Source organism: Flavobacterium limnosediminis JC2902 (assembly GCF_000498535.1).
Lineage (GTDB): Bacteria > Bacteroidota > Bacteroidia > Flavobacteriales > Flavobacteriaceae > Flavobacterium > Flavobacterium limnosediminis.
On record NZ_AVGG01000005.1, the window covers coordinates 232,943 to 254,941 of the forward strand.

Consider the following 21,999-nt stretch of genomic DNA (forward strand, 5'->3'; position numbering starts at 1 on the left):
ATTTCTATGAAAATGAAAAATTAAAAATTTGAAAGATTTAAGTAATGAAAAATATCCTGAAAAAATGTAATTTCGCAACATGATGACAGCCTATGAAATTGAAGCACTTAAAGAACTTTTAGCTTCCCCAAAAAAAATCACAATTATCCCGCACAGAAACCCAGACGGCGATGCCATGGGCTCTACCTTGGGATTATATCATTTTTTACTTCAGAAAAACCACGATGTAACAGTAATTGCTCCGAATGAATTTCCCGATTTTTTAGCCTGGTTACCCGATGCCGAAAAAGTCATGATTTTCGAAAAAGACATGCAAAACTGTACTGAAAAACTAAATCAGTCGGATATTATTTTCACTTTAGATTTCAACGCATTGCACCGCGTGGGTGATTTTATGCAGGTAACATTAGAGAAGTTAGATAAAACTTTTGTGATGATTGACCACCATCAATTGCCTTCCGATTATGCAAAATACACCTTTTCTGATACCGGATACGGTTCCACCTGCGAAATGGTATATCATTTCATTCATCAGTTGGGCGGAGAAAATCTGATAAACAAAACCGTTGCTACCTGTATTTACACTGGCATCGTTACCGATTCGGGTTCGTTCCGTTTTCCTTTAACCACCAGCACAACACACCGCGTTGTAGCCGATCTTATTGACAAAGGAGTTGAAAACCCTAGAATACACAACCTGCTTTTTGACACCAGTTCGTACAACCGCTTACAGTTATTGGGGCGTGCGTTACAAAACATGAAACTGCTGCCGGAGTACAAGACGTCTTACATTACTTTGAGTCAGGAAGAACTAGATATGTTCGGTTATACGAAAGGTGACACAGAAGGCATCGTTAATTACGGTTTGTCTTTAAAAGGTTTCGACTTTACTGCAATTTTCATTGAAAATAAAGAAGAAGGCGTTATTAAAATATCGTTCCGTTCGCAGGGCGCCTTTGATGTGAACCAATTCGCAAGAACTCATTTTAACGGAGGCGGACACATTAATGCGGCGGGAGGAAAATCAGACTCTTCTTTAGAGGCAACAGTACAAGAATTTATTGCTATTTTAGCAACCGAAAAGAATAATTGATTATGAAAAGAATCCATATATACGGTGTAATGTTTTCGGGAATATTGTTCGCTTGCTGTACCCAAAAACAGGAAGCCCGAAAACCGGTGTCACATTCTTCGGGTACTTTTATAAAGGAATCCATTGAACGCAACAAAAAGCTCATAAATAATGAGGAAACCTTAATAAGGGACATCATCAAAAAAGATACCGCCAACAATTATATTGCTTCGCCAAAGGGGTACTGGTACTATTACGATGTAAAAAACGATACCGAAACCCTGACTCCAAAAAAAGGAGATATGGCCAACTTTGACTATGAAGTAACCGATTTGTCCGGTAACGTCATTTATACTACCGAAGAACTTAAAACGCAAAACTATGTCGTAGACAAACAACACATTATGATGGGATTGCGCGACGGAATCAAACTAATGAAAAAGGGAGAAAAAGTTACCTTCCTTTTCCCTTCCCACATGGCGTACGGCTATCACGGTGACAACGAAAAAATCGGTACCAACCAACCTGTTATCTGCAAAGTGACATTAAACGATTTTAAACCGGGTACTGCAAAACCATAATTTTTTGAAATACAATTTCACCATTACAATGAAAAAAACACTTACCGGAATAGTAGTAGCACTTACCGCATTATTATTTTCCTGCAAAAACAATCACGATAATTTAGCTGACGGTTTATATGCCGCTATCGAAACTCCGAAAGGAGACATTGTTGTTTCCCTTGAATATACAAAAGCACCGGTTACAGTTGCTAATTTCGTAACATTGGCAGAAGGGAAAAACCCGTTTGTTAATGCTAAATTCAAAGGAAAACCTTTTTATGACGGACTGACCTTTCACCGTGTTATATCCAATTTCATGGTTCAGGGAGGAGATCCGGACGGAACAGGAAATGGTGGTCCCGGCTACCGATTTAAAGATGAAATTGACCCTACATTAAAACACAATGACAGCGGTATCCTATCTATGGCCAATGCAGGTCCGAACACCAACGGAAGTCAGTTTTTCATCACACACACAGCCACTCCTCACCTTGACGGAATTCATACGATTTTCGGAAAAGTAGTTGAAGGAATGGATGTAGTGGCTACCATTGAAGGTAATGACGAAATAACAAAAGTCACCATAATCCGAAAAGGAGTTAAAGCCTCTGCATTTGATGCTCTGAAAGTTTTCAAAAACTATTATGATACCGAAGCGGTTGAACTGAAGAAAATAGCCGAAAGAACCGCCAAAATCAAAACAGATAAACTAGCCGAATTTGATGCTTTAAGAGCAAAAGCCATTAAAACTGAATCCGGTTTACAATATGCTTTCATTAAAAAAGGGAACCAGCCAAAGTTAACTCCGGGAACCAATGTTCTTTTCAGTTATGCAGGCTATTTTGAAAATGGCGAGCTTTTTGATACCAACTACAAAGATGTGGCTGAATTATTCGGAACCTACGATCAGATTCGCGATCAACAGGGAGGTTACAATGCTTTTCCTTTTGAATACGGAAAAAAAGAAGGTTTAATTCCGGGTTTTATTGAAGGAATGGAAAAAATGTCGACCGGTGACAAGGTACTATTATTTATTCCATCCTATCTGGCTTACGGTGAAAGAGGTGCACAAGGAATAATTCCACCCAATACCAACCTGATTTTCGAAATTGAATTATCAGCAAAAAAATAATTAATCTATGGGACAAATCCTGAAAATCCCGGCACAATGCAAAAAGAGTAAGGCGAATACAAGCATAAATATGAAAAACAAAATCCTGCTTTTATTATTTTTAGGAATGATGAGCGGTTATGCTCAAAAAACCAAAAAAGCATCTGCAACAAAGACAAAAGCGACGACTACAGCTACCAAAAGTTCCAATGATGGTATTTTTGCAGCTATCGAAACCAATAAGGGAATAATCACCGTAAAATTAGAGTACCAGAAAACTCCGATTACGGTTGCTAACTTCGTATCCTTAGCTGAAGGTAAAAACACAATCGTAGCAGATCCTTTTAAAGGAAAACCATTTTATGACGGACTGACCTTTCACCGTGTAATTAAGGATTTCATGATTCAGGGTGGAGATCCGCTTGGAACTGGTGCCGGCGATCCGGGGTACAAATTTAAAGATGAAATTGACCCGACTTTAAATCATACTAAAGGCGGAATCCTTTCAATGGCTAATTCAGGACCGGCAACTAACGGTAGTCAGTTTTTTATCACGCATAAAGACACACCTTGGTTAAACGGAAGACACACTGTTTTTGGAGAAGTTACTGAGGGAATGGATGTGGTTAACAAAATCGAACAAGGCGATAAAATCGTCAGGGTAACCATTACCCGCAAAGGAAAAGAAGCTAAGAATTTTGATGCCGGAAAAGTTTTTGCCGATTACTATGCCAACAAAGCGGTTGAGGATAAAAAATTAGCCGACGAACAGGCAGAGAAAAACAAAAAGCAGGCCGAACTTAACGCCGCTAAAGACAAAGAATACAATGACAAATACGCTGCTGTTATGCAGGCTAAAAAAGCTGAGTTTGAAAAACTGAAAGCCACAGCTACTACAACAGAAAGCGGACTTAAGTATGTGATCACTAAAAAAGGAAGCGGTAAAAAACCTGCTGCCGGTGCTCAGGTACAAATTGGTTATGCCGGTTATTTCGAAGACGGAAAATTATTTGACGCGAGCTTTGAAGATGTGGCAAAACTATACGGAAAACATGATCCGATGCGTGCACAACAAGGAGGATACAATGGTTTCCCTTTTACTTACGGAAACAAATCCGGCTTGATCCCAGGCTTTATTGAAGGATTGGAAAACATGAATTCAGGCGACAGAGCCTTAATATTCATCCCTTCCAAATTAGGATACGGTGAAAGAGGTGCCGGAGGCGTTATCCCACCAAATACCGATTTGATTTTCGAATTGGAAATGACAGAAGCTACTCCGAAGCAGTAATTCTGAATATCTCACATAAAAAAGGCACATTGGTTTTAACCGTTGTGCCTTTTTTATTTACTAAATATGTTTCACTGTCAACCCTTGATGAACACTAAGTCACAAATTCCAAAATACAAATTCTAAAATGGAACGCGGATGAAACGGATGCAAGCAACACGGATTTTTACGAATTCTTCCCTTTTCTCTTCTCTATTTTCTCTTCTCTATTTTCTCTTCTCTATTTTCTCTTCTCTATTTTCTCTTCTCTATTTTCTCTTCTCTATTCACCCTTCTCAATCCTACCCCGAAAACTTCCAGTCAAATTCGTCGTTTTTATCGAAGATGGCGCCTACTTCCACTTTGATAATTTCATCGTATTCAGCAATTAACAGTAACCAATTGTCTTCGTTAAAGTGATTTTCTATCCCGTCTTCATCCGCTACTTCCCAGGTTTTAAAATCTTTTTGCGGCAATTCATTCTGAATTTCTTTTGGCTTACACCCTATTACTTTTTTATCGTAAAGCGTTGACTGCGGATCAGAAATCACGATATATCCCAAACGAAACTCCTCATCCTCATAAAACGTAAGTCGCATTTTGTATTTATTATACAGATAAATAATATTCTTATCTTCATCGGCAAACTGTTTATCGGGTTTACCATAAACGGCCACCACATGTTGCTGCTTCATTCCGAAAAGCAACTCACCCACTCCATTTTTCGGATTAATGTTCATAATTTTTGATTTTAAACAAAGGTAAGTGTTTTCGGAATTGCAAAAAAATTGTATTGCTACTTATAATATTGAACAAGAAGAACTTTGCTACATTTTATCAAAAAAAACTTTGTTTCAGTTATTCATTTTTACTGTACCTTTACACTTCAATTGCCTGAAAAACAATCTACTGCAAAACCTGCCGTCTGCTGTAAAAAACTAACGGAATAGTAAATCCATTTAAACTCAGAAACAATGGAACAGCAACTTGAACAAATTCGCGAACAACAAAAGGCCTCCTGGAATAAATTTTCTTCCGGATGGAAAAAATGGGATGACCTGACCATGGATTTTTTAAAACCGATGGGCGATGAGATAATCCAACTCCTCAATCTTAAAAGCGATGATATTGTATTGGATGTGGCCGCAGGAACCGGAGAACCCGGATTAACCATTGCCGGCAAACTGAAGGACGGCAAAGTAATCATTACCGACCTTGCCGAAGATATGCTTGAAATAGCCCGTGAGAATGCAACACTAAGAGGCATTACAAATATTGAAACCGTCGCCTGTGATGTTTGCGAACTTCCGTTTCCGGACAATACTTTTGATGCCATAAGTTGCCGCTTCGGATTCATGTTCTTCCCGGATATGGAACTCGCCGCCAAAGAAATGGTACGCGTACTCAAACCCGGAGGACGTATTGCAACATCAGTTTGGAATGTTCCCGAAAAAAATTTCTGGGTAACGGCCATTATGGGAACCATCAACAAAAACATGGAACTTCCCCCTCCTCCACCCGGAGCACCAGGAATGTTCCGTTGTGCTAAAGACGGTTTTATAGCGGACATCTTTTCAAAAGCCGGATTAAAAAATATTTCACAAACAGAAGTCAGTGGAAAATTAAACAGCGGGACAACTGACACCTATTGGAACATGATGACAGAAATAGGCGCACCTATCGTAGCTGCCCTGAGCATGGCGGATGAAGCCATGAAAGCAAAAATCAAAAAAGAAGTTTACGAAACCGTAAAACAGAAATATCCGGATGGTAAAGTCGTTATTGACTCCAGTGCGTTGGTAATTTATGGTGAAAAATAATAGACATAAAAAAATCCCTCAATTGAGGGATTCTTTTTTAGTATTCAAATACTCCGTACTCTGAAGTAATGGTTAACTTTTTGGTTTCGGAAGCTTCAACCCTTCCTATTATTTGTGCATCTACGCCAAATGATTTTGAAATCTCTATGATATCTTCTGCAATATCATCCGGGATATATAATTCCATTCGGTGGCCACAATTAAATACCTGATACATTTCTTTCCAATCCGTTCCCGATTGCTCCTGGATCAGTTTAAATAAAGGAGGCACGGGGAACATATTATCTTTAATTACGTGTACGTTATCAACAAAATGCAATACCTTGGTTTGCGCACCGCCACTGCAATGCACCATTCCGTGAATTAATCCGGCTGAATATTTATCCAATATCGCTTTGATAATCGGGGCATAGGTACGCGTAGGCGATAACACTAGTTTTCCGGCATCAATCGGTGAACCTTCTACTTTGTCCGTAAGTTTCACGTTTCCGGAATATACCAGTTCTTTGGGTACGGAAGCATCATAACTTTCCGGATATTTCTCTGCAAGATAATGCGCAAATACGTCGTGACGGGCAGATGTTAATCCGTTAGAGCCCATTCCGCCATTATATTCTTTTTCGTAATTCGCCTGACCGTAAGAAGCCAGTCCCACGATAACATCACCCGGATGAATATGAGCATTATCCACCACATCTTTTCTTTTCATTCGGGCAGTTACGGTTGAATCCACGATAATGGTTCGAACCAAATCACCAACGTCTGCGGTTTCTCCACCTGTGGAATTGATAGTTACACCAAACGTTTTCAATTCGGCGATCAATTCTTCGGTACCGTTTATGATTGCTGAAAGCACTTCGCCCGGGATCAGGTTTTTATTTCTTCCGATAGTGGAAGACAACATGATATTATCCGTAGCGCCCACACACAACAAATCGTCGATATTCATAATCAAAGCGTCCTGTGCAATACCTTTCCAAACCGAAATATCGCCCGTTTCTTTCCAATACATATAGGCTAATGAGGATTTCGTACCTGCACCGTCAGCATGCATGATTAAGCAATAATGGTCGTCATTGGTTAAATGATCGGGAACGATTTTGCAGAAAGCTTTCGGAAACAATCCCTTATCGATGTTTTTAATTGCGTTGTGCACATCTTCTTTGGAAGCCGAAACTCCGCGAAGGTTATAACGTTGGCTGTTATCAGAACTCATGTGGTTTATTTGTGTGTTGTGGTGCAAAGATAAGGAGAAAATAGGGAAAAGAAAATAGAGAATAGAAAATAGAAGCAAGAGTCAAGAAACAAGAAAATAGAGTGGAGAAAACAGGAAAAAGGAAATAGAGGACAGAAAATAGAGGCAAGAGTCAAGAAGCAAGAAAATAAAATGTGTTACGGAAGATGGAGGAAGCAGGATTAAAAACATAGATTCCACACCTGAGCGATGCGAACTTACAAAATAAATTCACACAGATTAATCACGGTAAGATCTAGCAGAATAGCTTTTATTTATTCATCAGATAAGAAGTCAGATGCTTTATTTTTCCACCACGCATATGAAAGACATCGCAAAACAGTGCGTCCAGCAATCCGCCATTTTTCATTTTACCTTGGACAGCTCCTTCAGCAATGACAATATCATTTTCTTCGACCATTCGGATGATCTGTATTGTTGGACTGCCTTCAAAATTGTCGTTCTCAATTTCTTTGTCAAAAGCTTCTTTACCGGATATACTGAACATCCCGGGAATATCCCAAGTGACATCATCGGTTAAACATGATAAAATTTTATGATGATCGCTGGCGATAAAACCGTCGATATAGTTTTGTATGGTTTGCTTATTTTCTGTCATGATTTCCGATTTATTTCCGTCGAGTTTTCACATACCGCTAACTATCTTCTTGACTCTTGCATCTTTTCCCTTTCCCCTCTTGTCTCTTGTCTCTTGCTTCTATTTTCTATTCTCTATTTTCTATCTTCTAGCCTCTCCTCCTACTTACTCAAAATCATAATTTCCACCCTGCGGTTAGCTAAAGCTTCAAGCTCATTGGCTTCCGGAATCGGAAATTTAGGATGAGATACTCCGAAACCTTTTACTTTTAGTCTTTTTGGAGAAATCCCATTCGCCTCTAAAACCCTTCTGACCTGTTTGGCCCTATCCAGTGAAAGATTTCTTTTATCGGCATCCACACAACAAATATGCCCTTGAATTTCAATAACCATTTTAGGATTTCTATCCAATACCATCAATAATTCATCCATAGCCCTTTTAGACGTAGGCATGATTCCAAAAGTGTTTTTATAAAAAAAGACGTCCTTGATTACGATTCTCGTTCCGGGTCTGGCCAAAGCCACTTTTTCTTCCAAAGTAGCATTTGGAGGAAAGTGCATATCTTCTTCTTCAATCGGAACAATCTCTGCAACAACAGGCTGGGCGGGTTTGATTCCTAAAATCTCATTTTCTCTGGCCAGATCTTTTGCCTTAATATAATAAATGACCGCTTTACGGTTTTCAGCTTTTATATTTGAATGATCGTGGCTTTCACCAAAACTTCTGGTTTTAAAATCATCCCTGATTTTTATGCTGTTTTTTACGATAACCGTCTGAATAAAATCCACCCGACGTTGTGACAGCGAATCGTTATGAACATTGCTGCCGTCTTCATCGGTAAAACCGTTAATGGCAACCACCTTGGAATCTTTATTAGCAATCATCCATTCACTCAAGAGTGCCGACTGTTTTTTGGTTAATTCATGTTTGTTACTTTCAAAGTAAACCGAAAACTGTTCCTGTGCCGACATAAAAAACGGAAAAACAAGTAACAGGAATACGGAAAATCGTTTCATAAAATGGGTTTTTAAACTATAACGAATAAACGAAAATAATCTGATAAATAAAACGGGGAATTATTGATTTTCCACAATCTGAATTTCAACCCTTCTGTTTTCTTCCCTTTCAAAATCATTTTGTTCCGGAATGGGATATAAAGGCATGCTGCTTCCAAAACCTTTATACGAAAGACGGTTCGTGTCGATTCCGTTCTTCGCAAGGTAATTATAAACCGTTTTACTGCGCAGGGTGGAAATATCCTCAACATCGCCTTGAGGCTGACAGCAGATATGTCCTTGAATCTGAATTTTAAGTTTGGGGGTTTGTCTCATGATCTGAAGTAATTCAGCTAAAACGGGTACTGATTTCGGAAGCACAACACCTGAGCGGCCATAGAAATTCAGATTCATGAGCCGGAGTTTATCGCCTACTTTCACCTGAGCAATTTTAGAAGACAATTTTTCTTCTTTCGTTTGAAAATAAATTTCCACTTTACGGTTGTCTGCAAGAACTTCCGATTGCTCTAATCGTTTACCGAAACCTTTGGTCTCAAGCTTATCCGACAAACCAATCGCATTAGCACGCAACGTCTTTAAAACAGAATTCACCCGGCGTAGTGCCAGTTTATCATTGTAACCGTTGGAACCGATACTGTCACAATAACCGTAAATTTTGAGGACTTCGGCATTTTTATTTTCCGACATCCATTTTGTTAGTTTTTCATTTGAACCGATGGCCACCTGATGAATAGCAGAGTCAAAATACACCGTAAATTTTTCCTGTGAAAAGGATTTGGACATGAAACCGGTTAAAAGCAGTAACAGGAATTTTCTCATAAATAGTTTTTTTTTTCTATATAACTAAATCAGACGAAATTTAGTATATAAAAAAAAAAAACGAAAAGCACTCCTCTTAAAAAAGGAATGCTTTTCACAATTAAAAAACAAGTGTCCTGAATTTGGATAAAAAAGTGAGACAGACAAGGTCCGTCTCACTTTCCCTCTATGGGTTTGGTTTGTTTCTGAGTACAGGAGTAAGTAAACAAATTATCGAATTTTAACACAAATTGTTGTGAAGTGTCTTAATCATAGATGAATAAGACTTAAATTGATGTTTACTCCTGTCCGGTTAACGAAATTCTGTTGAGAAAATCGTGTACTTTAATTAGAACCCATACAGTATTTGACAATAAAAAAAAACGCGAATTAATACAGAGGAAATAAAACGTCAGGGATTAAATAACCTTACGAGATGTAGTTGGAAAAATAAATCTTGTGGTAGATTTACAGTTCAAATTTAGCACATTTATCGCTTTGTAAAAATTATTTAACAGTTTATTTTTCAAACAATTACAAGTTTTCCACGAAGCGAATAAAAAAGCAGACCAACGACATTTTTAAATAAAAAAACCTCCCGAAGGAGGTTTAATAAATTGAAGAGAATATTATCTCACAAATAACAATTCTCTGTATTTAGCCAACGTCCAGATTTCGTCGTCAACCAACAGCTCTAATTTATCACAGTGGCTTCTGATGATATCGAAATATGGTTTTACTTTTTCGCAATATGCATCGGCCATTTTCTCTGAGCTGTTTAAAGCATTTGCTTTTTTACGCTCTTCCGTCATAGCTTCTACATTTGAATTGATACCTTCGATATGCTCTGAAATTTCTTTGATTAATCCGATTTGCTCTTTCGCAATTTTTTCAAAATCTTTTCCGAAAATTTCTTTCAGTCCTCTTACGTTTTCGATCAACGTATTTTGGTAACGGATTGATGTCGGAATTACGTGGTTACGAGCGATATCACCCAACACACGTCCTTCAATCTGAATTTTCTTGGTGTATTCTTCCAATTCGATCTCGTAACGGGATTCTACCTCAACATGGTCCATTACATTCATCTCTCCGAATAAATCAATAGCTTGTTTAGATACTTTTGCTTTTAATGCTTTTGGAGTTGTTTTATGGTTGCTTAAGCCACGTTTTTTAGCTTCAATTTCCCAAGCTTCACTGTAACCGTCGCCTTCGAATAAAATCGCTTTGGTTTTTTTGATGTATTCTCTTAAAACATTGAAGATCGCATCGTCTTTCTTCATGTCTTTTGTCTCAATTAATGCATCTACCTCAACTTTAAAATCTTTCAATTGTTTTGCAACAATCGTATTTAAAGTCGTCATTGAAACCGCACAGTTTGCAGTAGAACCAACCGCTCTGAATTCGAATTTATTTCCTGTGAAGGCGAATGGAGACGTTCTGTTTCTGTCGGTGTTATCCAACAATACGTCTGGTAATTTACCTACTACGTTCAATTTCAAATCTGTTTTTTCTTCTGGAGAAAGTTTTCCGCTGGAAACACCTTCTAATTCAGCTAAAACATTTGTTAATTGCTGACCGATGAAAACAGATATGATAGCCGGTGGTGCTTCATTCGCACCCAAACGGTGGTCGTTACTTGCAGAAGCAATAGAAGCTCTCATCAACTCTTCATAATCATGAACCGCTTTGATTGTATTGATGAAGAATGTTAAGAATTGCAAGTTGCTCATCGGCGTTCTGCCCGGACTTAACAAGTTTATACCTGTATCTGTAGCCAATGACCAGTTATTGTGTTTACCTGAACCGTTAACTCCCTTGAATGGTTTTTCGTGGAATAACACTTTAAAATGATGACGCTCTGCTACTTTTTGCATAACATCCATCAACAATGAGTTGTGGTCAACCGCTAAGTTTGTTTCCTCGAAGATAGGTGCTAATTCGTATTGGTTTGGAGCTACCTCGTTGTGACGGGTTTTCACTGGAATTCCCAACAACATACATTCTTTTTCCAAATCTCTCATATATTGTAATACGCGAGTCGGTATAGAACCGAAATAGTGGTCTTCCAATTGCTGCCCTTTTGCAGAAGTATGTCCTAACAAAGTTCTTCCGGTTGCCAAAATATCTGGTCTTGAATTTGCCAAAGCAGCATCAACAAGAAAATACTCCTGCTCCCAACCTAAAGTAGGGGTTACTTTTTTAACGTTTTTATCAAAATATTTAGCAACATCAGTCGCTGCATTGTCAATCGCATGTAATGCTCTCAACAAAGGTGTTTTGTTATCTAAAGCCTCACCTGTATAAGAGATGAAAACTGTCGGGATACATAATGTTGTTCCGAAGATGAAAGCCGGAGATGTTGGGTCCCAAGCGGTATATCCTCGTGCTTCGAATGTATTTCTGATTCCTCCGTTCGGAAAAGATGAAGCATCCGGTTCCTGTTGCGCCAATTGGCTTCCTCCGAATTTCTCAACAGGATCGCTTCCGTCCATTGATGTTTCGAAAAACGCATCGTGTTTCTCAGCGGTTGTTCCTGTTAACGGCTGGAACCAGTGTGTATAATGAGTCACCCCCTTAGAAAGCGCCCATTCTTTCATTCCCATTGCAATGTACTCTGCAATTTTACGATCAATTTTAATTCCGTTTTCGATAGCATTTTTAACAGCCTTATAAGCTTCCGGCGTCAAAAATTGTCGCATCGCCTTGTCGTTAAAAACGTTACTTCCGAAAATCGCTGATTTTCTCTCCGAATCATCTACCGCTACGGGTGTTCTGTCTGTCGCTTTTTGTAAAGCATGGAAACGAAATGTTGACATAAGTTGTGTTTTTAAGGTTATGACCTATAGTTATACACCGCAAAAATATAAAATTTTACATTACAAAATCATTTACCCCCTAAAAAAATAGGGGTGTATTTAAAAATAATCGAAAAACAAATCGAATTACCTATAATTTTAGGGATTTTATAAACTGAAGTTCAAACATGGAACACATTAATTCTTAATGAATTTTTTCAGTACCACATTCGAACCCTTTTCAAAAATCATATAATAAACTCCATTTTGCAAGTCTGAAACATCTGCAGAAATCAAATTTTTATCCTTGTTTACAAAATTCATTTTAATCTCCTGACCAAGTGAATTAACCATTCTGATATTAATATTTAAAACATCTGAGATACCTGAGATATTTAAAACTGAAGAAGTAGGATTAGGATAAATCGCACAATCCAAGTCTATTCCACCCTTATCTTCGACACCAACCTTACTTCGGACCCCACCTGGAGGGGTAGCAACCGAGACTCCATTACTGTATGTTACATAAGATCGATGACTGAACCCTTTCCAATAACTAACTTTTACAACTCTTCTATAATTTATTATTGTCGAGAAAGTCGATATGGCCGGTGGTAAAAAATCCATAGAGGTAGCACCCGATATGTCGGACCAGGCAGATGTTCTGCTTTGTTGTTGCCACTGATACGAAAAAGACACACTGGAAGGACTAGCGTAATAACCCCCATCATTTACACTATAAACCGGAGTAGAACCAGTTATAACAGACGGCGATTGAAACCCTGCAGAAGCAACAGCCTCCAATAGCTGACTACAACAAACAGTATTTGAATCGCTTGCTTTTACAGTTACAATCTTTAAAACATTACTCACTTTGCTTATACCTTGATATTTTGCGATACGTCTTATATAATAAGATCCCGATAAATTATCTGAAGGCATTGTAAATCCATCTAAATATGGAAGTACTGCATTAGGAATATCATTCCAATAAGCGCCCGAATCACCTGATTTATATTGCCATTGAAAATCTTCGACGTTCACTAAAGCATCTGATCGATCGGCAACATGAAAAGGATCAGCCAATATATTTAAATTAACATACGTACCAAGACCGTTAAATTGAACAGGACTTCCTTCCCTAATTTCATAACTATCATCACCCATAGTAATGGCATTGGTATATATGGTATTCGACATTATTGGTGTAGGCACGACAGTAATCGTCACAGGTGAACTAATAGACACGCTTTGAGGAGATGAATAATAGGTTACTTTTCTCTTATAAGTTGTTGTCTGAAAAAGGTAATCAGGTTTCAAAGCAGTACTTCCACGTAAATCATCGTGAGAAAGAGGACTTCCCGAGCTGACAATCCATTCTAAACCAACTTGCCCGTTCATAACAATATTTGACCCTGTAATTGTACCAGGCTTGTCTCCATATCGTATGGTTTGGTTACAACATATAGTGTTAGACTGCGGACTCGGCGTGGTTCTAGTCCCTCCTATTACCGATATATTAGAAGAAGTATAGTTCGAGTTGTTATTATTAATATATTTAGCATATAACACTCCGCCAGATGCAAAAAAATTAGATGCATTAAGAGTAATTGAACCAAAAGACCTGGTACTTGTATAAGTTGTCTGTGAGACAAAAGGAGGATAAGTAACAACAAATGTATTTGTAGCAAAGCCAACTTGGGTTTCAGTTTCGGAACCAGAAGCTTTAAAGAATATATAGGTATTTCCAAAAGTGTTATTTGAGTCACCATTAAAAGTGCTAAGATTAACATCTAAACTTATTGACAAACTGGAACTTCCATTAAAATTTACAGTATTGTTAGTAACTGCAACTCCTCCCACTTTCAAATTTGAAATTTGAACTGTAACCTGCCCTGAAGAAGTGGCGAGAGAAAGAAAAAAAGAAAGAACAAAAAAAAACTTAGTTAACTTCATGTTTAAATTTTTAAGATTAATCACACAAAAGTAATTGTTTGCGATTTTTCTTGCAATTTATTTATGATAAAAATATAGTGTTTTTCAACAAAATCATTCTCAGACCTGAACTTTGTTTTTCATTCATAACTGAGTTATTCAAAGAATTACAAAGTCTAACCACTCAGGATAATCTAATTAGCTTCATCAAAAAATAAAAAAGACCGTCCAAAGACGGTCTTTTTTATAACTAACAAACAAATTGCATTTACATTTTTATTTTCTGGATTTTTGATTCCTCTATATGGTAAGCTTTAACTACAGCATTATAATCGTTAACATCTACCGGGTTCGTTTGTTTTTTATTTACGAAAGCCGGTATAACTACCACCCTAAACATCTGATTTAATTTAAAGGCGTTTGGCAAAGTGGATAAATCATAACCATACAAATCGACTATCGCACTATACTGGGTGAAATCATTTCTGTAACCATAATCTAAAGTACCATCAGGAAAATAATGGGTCTCAGGCAGTAATTTCCATTCATTACCTTCCGGTCCGACTCCAGCCAAACGGTACACCAAAACCATATCCGAGGTATAAATCGCATGAGGAAACTCTAAATATACACTATAATCATTCGGAAGAAAATCAACACCATAAAATTCAAAAACCTCACTGATGGTATCCTGATCATAAGTATCCCCCTGAACATAATATTCTTCCGTAGTACAACCTGTAAGCCCTATCATCCCGATAAAAGCTAATAATAAAGTAATTTTCTTGCTCATGGCTATAAATTTATTTTTTTAATTCTTTAAGTAAGTAATCCCTAAGGCAATCGAAGCAACCTCAACTATTCTTCAATTTTACAATAGTCGTGCCAAACTTTCGCAAAGCCGAATTTAACAGCCTCTCACACTTGAAAAACCTACGTAAATTTACAAAGAAACAACCATTAAAAAACACTAAACAATTAACCTCAAAGCAATTGCAAAAAAGTTTAACATAAAAAAATGAAGAAAAATAACACAGCGATATTTCATTAATATCAGTTTTTTATAGTAACTTTATTCTGATACAGCAGTTTACCGTTGTATTTTCATCTTATAATCCTTAGAATCTTAAGATTTTACAAGTCACGGAATTAGCAAACCACACCAGAGATCAGTCACAAACATGAAAAAAACAATACTATCCACATGCATCTTATTGTTCTCATGTACTGTCAGCGGACAGGTGTTAATCTCATTGCTGTTGGGAGACAAATTAAATACCGGCAAAATAGAATTCGGACTTGACGGCGGCGTAAATTTTGCTTCGCTCAGAGGACTGGACGATTCCGAATCAAGCGCCCGTTTCAATTTGGGATTTTATTTTGACATTAAGATGAAAAACGACTGGATGTTCCACACCGGAGTAATCGTAAAATCAACCATGGGGGCAGATGATATAAAACCATATTTACTTAATAATCCTGATTTAGATAATGCATTTGTAGACGGAAAGGTAAAAAGAAGCTTCCAATACTTCAACGTTCCGCTGATGATGAAAAGAAAACTCCCGAAAAACTTTTACGCCGAAGGAGGTTTTCAGTTAGGCCTTTTATACAAAGCCCATGATGAATTCACCGCAGATGTAATAGACAAGGAAGATTTAAAATACAAAATATCCATTAAGGATAACTACCATCCTCTTGATGCGGGGTTAATAGCCGGAATTGGCTACCGATTAATGGGGGGCAACGGAATGAATTTGGGCGTGCGTTATTATTACGGTTTAATTGATATAGAAATTGACGACTCCGGTAAAAATGTTTACAACCAGAGTTTTTACATAACGGCAGGTATTCCGATAGGAGCCGGCAAAGCAAAAAAAAATGCAGAGAAAAAAACAACTGAGTCAGAACAATAATATAAACTTCGAATACCATGAAAAATTATATTTTATTTGCCTTTTGTCTATTTTTAAGTTTGTCGGTAAACGCACAGGTTTTCTCAAACAAAGAAGTTGGTAAAGCCAATCAGGAACTAATTGACAGCTTAAAAGTAACGGATTATCCCTATGCCTTACCCATTTGGGGCGATAAGGCCACCAAGGCAGGATACCATCTTCCTTATTCGGCAGGAATAAGCGTAAATTATCTTTGGCAGGAATCGGATATCTTAATAGACAATTTAAGCGTCGGATTTAACAACGGCCCTATGTACAACCTGGACAATATCATACGATTTAATAAAGCACAAGTTTCTTCAAACACCCTTACGGTACGTCCTGATATTTGGCTATTCCCGTTTTTAAATGTTTATGGCATTTTAGGAAAAACATCCGCAAGTACTGAGGTTGGAATGGGAGTTTGGTTACAAAATCCTGCCACCGGTACAGAAACAGAGGTAACTTCGTTCGAATCTAAAGTTGATTTTGAGGCCACCTCTTTTGGTATCGGGATGACCCCCACCATAGGAGTTGCCGGAGGATTCCTGGCATTGGATATGAACTGTGCCTGGACCGATGTCCCACAATTAAACAAACCCACATTTACCTTTGTTTTTGGCCCCAGACTTGGTAAAAATTTCAAATTAAACAAACCAGACAGAACTATTGCTGTTTGGGCCGGAGGATTCCGTGTACATTTCAAATCCGACACCAATGGCTCCGTAAACCTAAGCGAAGTTTTACCGGAAGGCGATTTGGACGAGAAAATTCAAAATGGCATAACCGCCGTAAACGACACACAACAACAAGTGGACGCATGGTGGAATGGATTAACTCCAATTGAACAAAACAGTCCTGTTAATCAGGCAAAATACAATACCGCAAATCAAATTTTGGATAGAGCCGGTGAATTTTTAGCCGCAGCAGATACGGCGGTAAACAACATCTCAAATTCCACTGTTCAATACTCTATGGATAAAAACCCAAAAGATATGTGGAATTTCATCGTGGGTTCACAATATCAATTTAACAAACATTGGATGTTTAGAGCCGAAGCAGGATTCTTATCATCAAGAACGCAGTTTTTAGCAAGCCTTCAATATCGTTTTGGTCTGTAATCAATTAACTGGTGGTACCATACTTTTTTATACAAATACGACATCGGGAATCGTACAAAACCAATTCCAAACCAATAAAAAACACCTCTTTTTACCGAAGAGGTGTTTTATTTTTAATCGGATTACTTATCCTTTATCTTTTTCGCTCTGCATGCATAACCAGTGTACCTGAAGAAACATATTCGCTATGATTCAACTCATCTCCACTCAGGTTAGCAACTGTTTTTCCGTTTGCATCTGAAACCAAAGAAACATTCTTAATGATTCCGCGATCCATAACTGAGTTTTCATTATCACCCATAACTTTAAGCAACACCCACATGGATTCAGATCGAGACAAAACCATTCTCAAACCACCAACTTTTATTGCATTTTCAGGGACTCCCAAACCAGAATCAACTCTTTCTGAAATCTCACTCACCTCATCCGAAGTAGAGATAGCACCATTTACCAAAAAGTAATTTCCTTCATAAGCCTCAATCAGCGTATTAGATTTTTCTTTAAAAACCGCAAACGAAGTTATGTTTCTTTCACCCGAAATGGTAAGCTCTTCTATTAGGGGAGATGAACCATCTTCGTTAACCGAAAAAAGCAAAGTCACATTTGTACCACCGGACGATCCTCTTAATGACAAGTAAGTAGGTCGGCCTTGAACCATAACTACCTCAGGAGATTCCTGTAAATTAATAGTTTTGTTTTTGTAATAAACCTTACCTGTAACTTTTTCTGCATTATTTCTGTTGTTAATCACCAATGTTCCCGCTGAAAAAACCCCTTTATAAATCCCTCTGGAGACATTATCATTCTCGGGCAATGCTTCTGAAGTTGTAGCACAGGATGTACATACATAAGGAACTTTCGTTGCTGTCGTATCCGGAGGTAAATCGTCGTCGGATTCACAAGAAAAAATAAATAAGCCTGCAAATAAAGCCAGGCAGAAGCCTAATGACTTCCAGTTTCTGATTGCGATTGAATTTTTCATAATATTTATTATTTGATTGATTGATTTCTAAATCTAAATATTATGGGGCTGTATTCAATTTTGTGGTATTTGATTTAAAGGCTACTCTTTCAAAATTAGTGAAAATCCATTTTGAAGGTTCAAAAGAAGTCATAAATTAAACATAAAAAAAGGTTCCGAATTGGAACCTCTTTTTAAAACTAAAAGTCTTACATATTTCTTCGATACTGACCTCCCACCTCAAACAAAGCCGAAGTAATCTGACCTAACGAACACACTTTCGTCGCATCCATAAGTTTTTCGAAAATATTCTGATTGTTGATGGCCGCTTCCTGAATGATATTCAATTGCTCTTCCACTTTATGCTTGTTGGCTTCATGCAAATGATCCAACATAACAATCTGGTATTGTTTCTCTTCTTCTGTAGCACGGATAACCTCTGCAGGTATAACTGTTGGTGAACCTTTCGAACTCAAGAATGTATTCACACCGATAATAGGGAATTCACCTGTATGCTTCAGTGTTTCATAATACAATGATTCTTCCTGAATTTTCGAACGTTGGTACATGGTTTCCATCGCACCAAGAACACCACCTCTTTCGGTGATTCTGTCGAATTCGGCTAAAACCGCAGCTTCCACTAAATCAGTTAATTCTTCGATAATGAACGATCCCTGAATTGGGTTTTCGTTTTTCGCTAATCCTAATTCCTTATTGATAATCAACTGGATAGCCATTGCACGACGTACCGATTCTTCCGTCGGAGTTGTAATTGCTTCATCGTACGCATTGGTATGCAATGAGTTACAGTTATCATAAATCGCATACAACGCCTGTAACGTCGTACGGATATCATTAAAGTCAATTTCCTGAGCATGCAACGAACGACCCGATGTTTGAATGTGGTATTTCAGCATCTGCGCTCTTTCGTTAGCTCCATATTTTAATTTTAAAGCTTTTGCCCATATTTTACGAGCCACACGACCGATTACCGAATATTCCGGATCGATACCGTTCGAGAAGAAGAACGATAGGTTCGGACCGAAATCGTTGATGTTCATGCCACGGCTTAAATAGTATTCCACGTAAGTGAAACCATTAGCCAAAGTGAATGCCAACTGCGTGATAGGATTCGCTCCAGCCTCCGCAATATGGTAGCCGGAAATCGAAACCGAATAGAAATTACGAACATTCTCCTTAATAAAGTATTCCTGAACGTCACCCATTAATCGAAGTGCGAATTCCGTAGAAAAAATACAGGTATTCTGTGCCTGATCTTCCTTTAGGATATCCGCCTGAACCGTTCCACGAACCTGAGCCAAGGTTTTAATTTTAATATCGGTGTAAACATCCAATGGTAAAACCTCATCTCCTGTAACACCTAGTAACATTAATCCTAAACCGTCATTTCCTTGCGGCAATTCTCCCTGGTAATGCGGACGCTCCACCCCTTTTTGCTTATAGATTTCGTTGATTTTAGCTTCAACTTCTTTCTCTAACCCGTTCTCCTTGATGTATTTCTCACAGTTCTGATCGATAGCCGCATTCATGAAGAAACCTAACAACATTGGCGCTGGACCGTTAATAGTCATCGAAACCGAAGTCATCGGGTGACTCAAATCGAAACCTGAGTATAATTTTTTAGCATCGTCCAAACAACAGATAGAAACTCCGGCATTACCGATTTTTCCGTAAATATCAGGACGAACGTGCGGATCATTTCCGTATAACGTCACACTGTCAAAAGCCGTCGATAAACGTTTTGCAGGTAAACCGGCACTCACATAGTGGAAACGTTTATTGGTTCTTTCTGGCCCTCCTTCTCCGGCAAACATACGCGACGGGTCTTCTCCTTCACGTTTGAACGGATATAATCCTGATGCGAATGGGAATTCTCCAGGTACATTTTCCTGTAAGTTCCATCTCAGGATATCACCCCAAGCCTGGTATTTCGGCAACGCAACTTTCGGAATCTGTGTATGTGACAAACTCTCGGTATGTGTTGCGATTTTGATTTCTTTATCACGTACTTTAAACGAGTAAACCGGATTTTTGTATTTGTTTACTTTTTCGTCCCAAGTTAAAATGATCTCCCAGTTGTACGGATCCAGATTCATTTTTACGCGGTCGAATTCTTTGGTAAGCAAGGATAGGAATTCTTGTTTCTCCGGTGAATGATTCAACGATTCTTCAATAATTCCTGATTTATCAATTTTAGGAACTCGTCCTGAAACGGTTTCTACTGTTTTGAAAATACCGTATAATTTCTGAGCCACATCCACTTGAGAAAGTGCCGTTTCATCATATTTACGGTTGTTTTCTGAAATTTCAGATAAATAACGGGTTCTGTGTGGCGGAATCACGAAAATTTTCTCGCTCATCTCACGCGTAATCTCGAAAGTCGAATGCATATCGATTCCCGTTTTCTCTACAATTTTATCCATGATGGATTTGTAAAGCGTATTCATTCCCGGATCGTTAAACTGCGAAGCAATTGTTCCGAAAACAGGCATTTTATCAGGGTCAACGTCCCATAAATTATGGTTGCGCTGGTATTGTTTTTTCACATCGCGAATCGCATCTAAAGCGCCACGTTTGTCGAATTTATTTAAAGCCACCAAATCGGCGAAATCTAACATGTCAATTTTCTCCAACTGGGTTGCTGCTCCAAATTCAGGTGTCATTACGTATAACGAAACATCAGAGTGATCCATGATTTCCGTATCCGACTGACCGATTCCTGAGGTTTCCAAAACGATTAAATCGTATTTAGCCGCTTTCAGTACTTCAATCGCTTCCTGAACATATTTCGATAACGCTAAATTCGATTGACGCGTTGCCAATGAACGCATGTAAACTCTCGGATTATTGATCGCATTCATTCGGATTCTGTCTCCTAAAAGCGCTCCTCCTGTTTTACGTTTGGATGGATCCACGGAAATTAATCCGATGGTTTTTTCAGGAAAATCGATTAGGAAACGACGTACCAACTCATCCACTAACGAGGATTTTCCGGCACCACCTGTTCCTGTAATTCCTAAAACCGGAGTCTTACTGTCCTGATTGATTTTGTAGATTTTATCTAATGTAGATTTGGCAACTTCAGGGAAATTTTCTGCCGAAGAAATCACGCGGGCAATCGCCGTTGGATTTTTATCTTCCAAATGATCTAATTCCCCGTTAAGCACTTCACCTACCGGAAAATCGGAACGTTGTACCAAATCATTAATCATTCCCTGCAATCCCAAGGCACGGCCATCGTCCGGAGAATAAATTCTTTCGATACCGTATTCGTGCAATTCGGAAATCTCAGAAGGAAGGATTACTCCGCCTCCGCCTCCAAAAATCTTAATATGACCTGCTCCTTTTTCTTTCAGCAAATCATACATATACTTGAAATATTCGTTGTGTCCTCCTTGGTAAGACGTCATCGCAATCGCATTCGCATCTTCCTGAATAGCAGTATTCACTACTTCTTCCACGCTTCTGTCATGTCCCAGGTGAATTACCTCAACACCGGTTGCCTGAATGATTCGGCGCATGATGTTTATGGCTGCATCGTGTCCGTCAAATAACGAAGCTGCAGTAACAATTCTGACTTTATTTTTTGGTTGGTATGGTTGTGCTTGTTCCATTTTTCTGGTACTAATTTTGAGGGTGCAATTTACGCATTTATTAAAAAAGTAACGGCTTAAAATTTAAATTCTTCGGGGTAAATAATGCGGTCTATTTGTAACAAAACAGTAATTCGGTCGTCTTGTACTGTTG

General features: G+C 38.3%; 17 protein-coding genes. 7 read left to right on the forward strand and 10 right to left on the reverse strand.

From position 1 onward, the window contains the following. Positions 1-79 precede the first annotated feature (79 nt). The 4 genes from FLJC2902T_RS06895 (at position 80) to FLJC2902T_RS06910 (ending at position 4,037) form a co-directional block, all read left to right on the forward strand. Positions 80-1,093, forward strand: coding sequence for a DHH family phosphoesterase (locus tag FLJC2902T_RS06895; protein ID WP_035677660.1), 1,014 nt, complete (start codon positions 80-82; stop codon positions 1,091-1,093). A gap of 2 nt (positions 1,094-1,095) precedes the next feature. Beyond that, positions 1,096-1,653, forward strand: coding sequence for a gliding motility-associated peptidyl-prolyl isomerase GldI (gene gldI, locus FLJC2902T_RS06900; RefSeq protein WP_023579076.1), 558 nt, complete (start codon positions 1,096-1,098; stop codon positions 1,651-1,653). Between the two features lie 4 nt (positions 1,654-1,657). Continuing rightward, entirely contained in the window at positions 1,658-2,767 is a 1,110-nt protein-coding gene (locus FLJC2902T_RS06905; RefSeq protein WP_023579077.1) for a peptidylprolyl isomerase, read from the forward strand. 70 nt (positions 2,768-2,837) lie between these two features. Beyond that, a complete protein-coding gene (locus FLJC2902T_RS06910; protein ID WP_035677740.1) occupies positions 2,838-4,037 on the forward strand; it encodes a peptidylprolyl isomerase in 1,200 nt (399 codons plus the stop codon). Positions 4,038-4,318: 281 nt separating this feature from the next. Here the strand turns inward: FLJC2902T_RS06910 and FLJC2902T_RS06915 are convergent, their stop codons facing one another. Beyond that, a complete protein-coding gene (locus FLJC2902T_RS06915) occupies positions 4,319-4,756 on the reverse strand; it encodes a hypothetical protein (protein WP_023579079.1) in 438 nt (145 codons plus the stop codon). A gap of 234 nt (positions 4,757-4,990) precedes the next feature. Between FLJC2902T_RS06915 and FLJC2902T_RS06920 the strand changes: the two genes are divergently transcribed. Then, a complete protein-coding gene (locus FLJC2902T_RS06920) occupies positions 4,991-5,836 on the forward strand; it encodes a class I SAM-dependent methyltransferase (RefSeq protein ID WP_023579081.1) in 846 nt (281 codons plus the stop codon). 37 nt (positions 5,837-5,873) lie between these two features. Here FLJC2902T_RS06920 and FLJC2902T_RS06925 read toward each other — a convergent pair whose 3' ends face one another. The 7 genes from FLJC2902T_RS06925 to FLJC2902T_RS06955 form a co-directional block, all read right to left on the reverse strand. Further along, a complete protein-coding gene (locus FLJC2902T_RS06925; RefSeq protein WP_023579082.1) occupies positions 5,874-7,052 on the reverse strand; it encodes an AIR synthase related protein in 1,179 nt (392 codons plus the stop codon). Positions 7,053-7,341: 289 nt separating this feature from the next. Further along, the gene (locus FLJC2902T_RS06930; RefSeq protein WP_023579083.1) at positions 7,342-7,689 is read right to left on the reverse strand and encodes a nuclear transport factor 2 family protein; all 348 of its coding nucleotides are present in this window, start codon (positions 7,687-7,689) and stop codon (positions 7,342-7,344) included. A 140-nt stretch (positions 7,690-7,829) separates the two neighbouring features. Then, a complete protein-coding gene (locus tag FLJC2902T_RS06935) occupies positions 7,830-8,684 on the reverse strand; it encodes an OmpA family protein (RefSeq protein WP_023579084.1) in 855 nt (284 codons plus the stop codon). Positions 8,685-8,744: 60 nt separating this feature from the next. Continuing rightward, entirely contained in the window at positions 8,745-9,503 is a 759-nt protein-coding gene (locus tag FLJC2902T_RS06940) for an OmpA family protein (protein ID WP_023579085.1), read from the reverse strand. Between the two features lie 608 nt (positions 9,504-10,111). Then, positions 10,112-12,301 carry a glutamine synthetase III family protein gene (locus tag FLJC2902T_RS06945; protein ID WP_023579086.1) on the reverse strand — a complete coding sequence of 730 codons (2,190 nt, stop codon included), beginning with the start codon at positions 12,299-12,301 and terminating at the stop codon, positions 10,112-10,114. A 177-nt stretch (positions 12,302-12,478) separates the two neighbouring features. After that, entirely contained in the window at positions 12,479-14,236 is a 1,758-nt protein-coding gene (locus FLJC2902T_RS06950; protein ID WP_023579087.1) for a T9SS type A sorting domain-containing protein, read from the reverse strand. 247 nt (positions 14,237-14,483) lie between these two features. Then, complete coding sequence (locus tag FLJC2902T_RS06955; RefSeq protein ID WP_023579089.1) at positions 14,484-15,008, reverse strand: hypothetical protein; 525 nt, start codon at positions 15,006-15,008, stop codon at positions 14,484-14,486. A 388-nt stretch (positions 15,009-15,396) separates the two neighbouring features. Here FLJC2902T_RS06955 and FLJC2902T_RS06960 point away from each other — a divergent pair, with 388 nt between their 5' ends. Together FLJC2902T_RS06960 and FLJC2902T_RS06965 are read left to right on the forward strand one after the other, a co-directional pair. Next, entirely contained in the window at positions 15,397-16,131 is a 735-nt protein-coding gene (locus FLJC2902T_RS06960) for a porin family protein (RefSeq protein WP_023579090.1), read from the forward strand. Positions 16,132-16,148: 17 nt separating this feature from the next. Next, positions 16,149-17,270: a hypothetical protein gene (locus FLJC2902T_RS06965; RefSeq protein ID WP_023579091.1), complete on the forward strand. Its 1,122-nt coding sequence runs from the start codon at positions 16,149-16,151 to the stop codon at positions 17,268-17,270. 133 nt (positions 17,271-17,403) lie between these two features. On the opposite strand, the gene FLJC2902T_RS06970 is transcribed toward FLJC2902T_RS06965, so the two are convergent. Next, entirely contained in the window at positions 17,404-18,252 is an 849-nt protein-coding gene (locus FLJC2902T_RS06970; protein ID WP_023579092.1) for a hypothetical protein, read from the reverse strand. Positions 18,253-18,440: 188 nt separating this feature from the next. After that, positions 18,441-21,866 carry a methylmalonyl-CoA mutase family protein gene (locus tag FLJC2902T_RS06975; RefSeq protein ID WP_023579094.1) on the reverse strand — a complete coding sequence of 1,142 codons (3,426 nt, stop codon included), beginning with the start codon at positions 21,864-21,866 and terminating at the stop codon, positions 18,441-18,443. Positions 21,867-21,999: the final 133 nt, after the last annotated feature.

Coding starts and splice junctions, on each gene's coding strand:
- FLJC2902T_RS06895 (WP_035677660.1), top strand. CDS start 80: ATGATGACAGCCTATGAAATTGAAGCACTTAAAGAACTTTTAGCTTCC.
- gldI (WP_023579076.1), top strand. CDS start 1,096: ATGAAAAGAATCCATATATACGGTGTAATGTTTTCGGGAATATTGTTC.
- FLJC2902T_RS06910 (WP_035677740.1), top strand. CDS start 2,838: ATGAAAAACAAAATCCTGCTTTTATTATTTTTAGGAATGATGAGCGGT.
- FLJC2902T_RS06915 (WP_023579079.1), bottom strand. CDS start 4,756: ATGAACATTAATCCGAAAAATGGAGTGGGTGAGTTGCTTTTCGGAATG.
- FLJC2902T_RS06920 (WP_023579081.1), top strand. CDS start 4,991: ATGGAACAGCAACTTGAACAAATTCGCGAACAACAAAAGGCCTCCTGG.
- FLJC2902T_RS06925 (WP_023579082.1), bottom strand. CDS start 7,052: ATGAGTTCTGATAACAGCCAACGTTATAACCTTCGCGGAGTTTCGGCT.
- FLJC2902T_RS06930 (WP_023579083.1), bottom strand. CDS start 7,689: ATGACAGAAAATAAGCAAACCATACAAAACTATATCGACGGTTTTATC.
- FLJC2902T_RS06935 (WP_023579084.1), bottom strand. CDS start 8,684: ATGAAACGATTTTCCGTATTCCTGTTACTTGTTTTTCCGTTTTTTATG.
- FLJC2902T_RS06940 (WP_023579085.1), bottom strand. CDS start 9,503: ATGAGAAAATTCCTGTTACTGCTTTTAACCGGTTTCATGTCCAAATCC.
- FLJC2902T_RS06945 (WP_023579086.1), bottom strand. CDS start 12,301: ATGTCAACATTTCGTTTCCATGCTTTACAAAAAGCGACAGACAGAACA.
- FLJC2902T_RS06950 (WP_023579087.1), bottom strand. CDS start 14,236: ATGAAGTTAACTAAGTTTTTTTTTGTTCTTTCTTTTTTTCTTTCTCTC.
- FLJC2902T_RS06955 (WP_023579089.1), bottom strand. CDS start 15,008: ATGAGCAAGAAAATTACTTTATTATTAGCTTTTATCGGGATGATAGGG.
- FLJC2902T_RS06960 (WP_023579090.1), top strand. CDS start 15,397: ATGAAAAAAACAATACTATCCACATGCATCTTATTGTTCTCATGTACT.
- FLJC2902T_RS06965 (WP_023579091.1), top strand. CDS start 16,149: ATGAAAAATTATATTTTATTTGCCTTTTGTCTATTTTTAAGTTTGTCG.
- FLJC2902T_RS06970 (WP_023579092.1), bottom strand. CDS start 18,252: ATGAAAAATTCAATCGCAATCAGAAACTGGAAGTCATTAGGCTTCTGC.
- FLJC2902T_RS06975 (WP_023579094.1), bottom strand. CDS start 21,866: ATGGAACAAGCACAACCATACCAACCAAAAAATAAAGTCAGAATTGTT.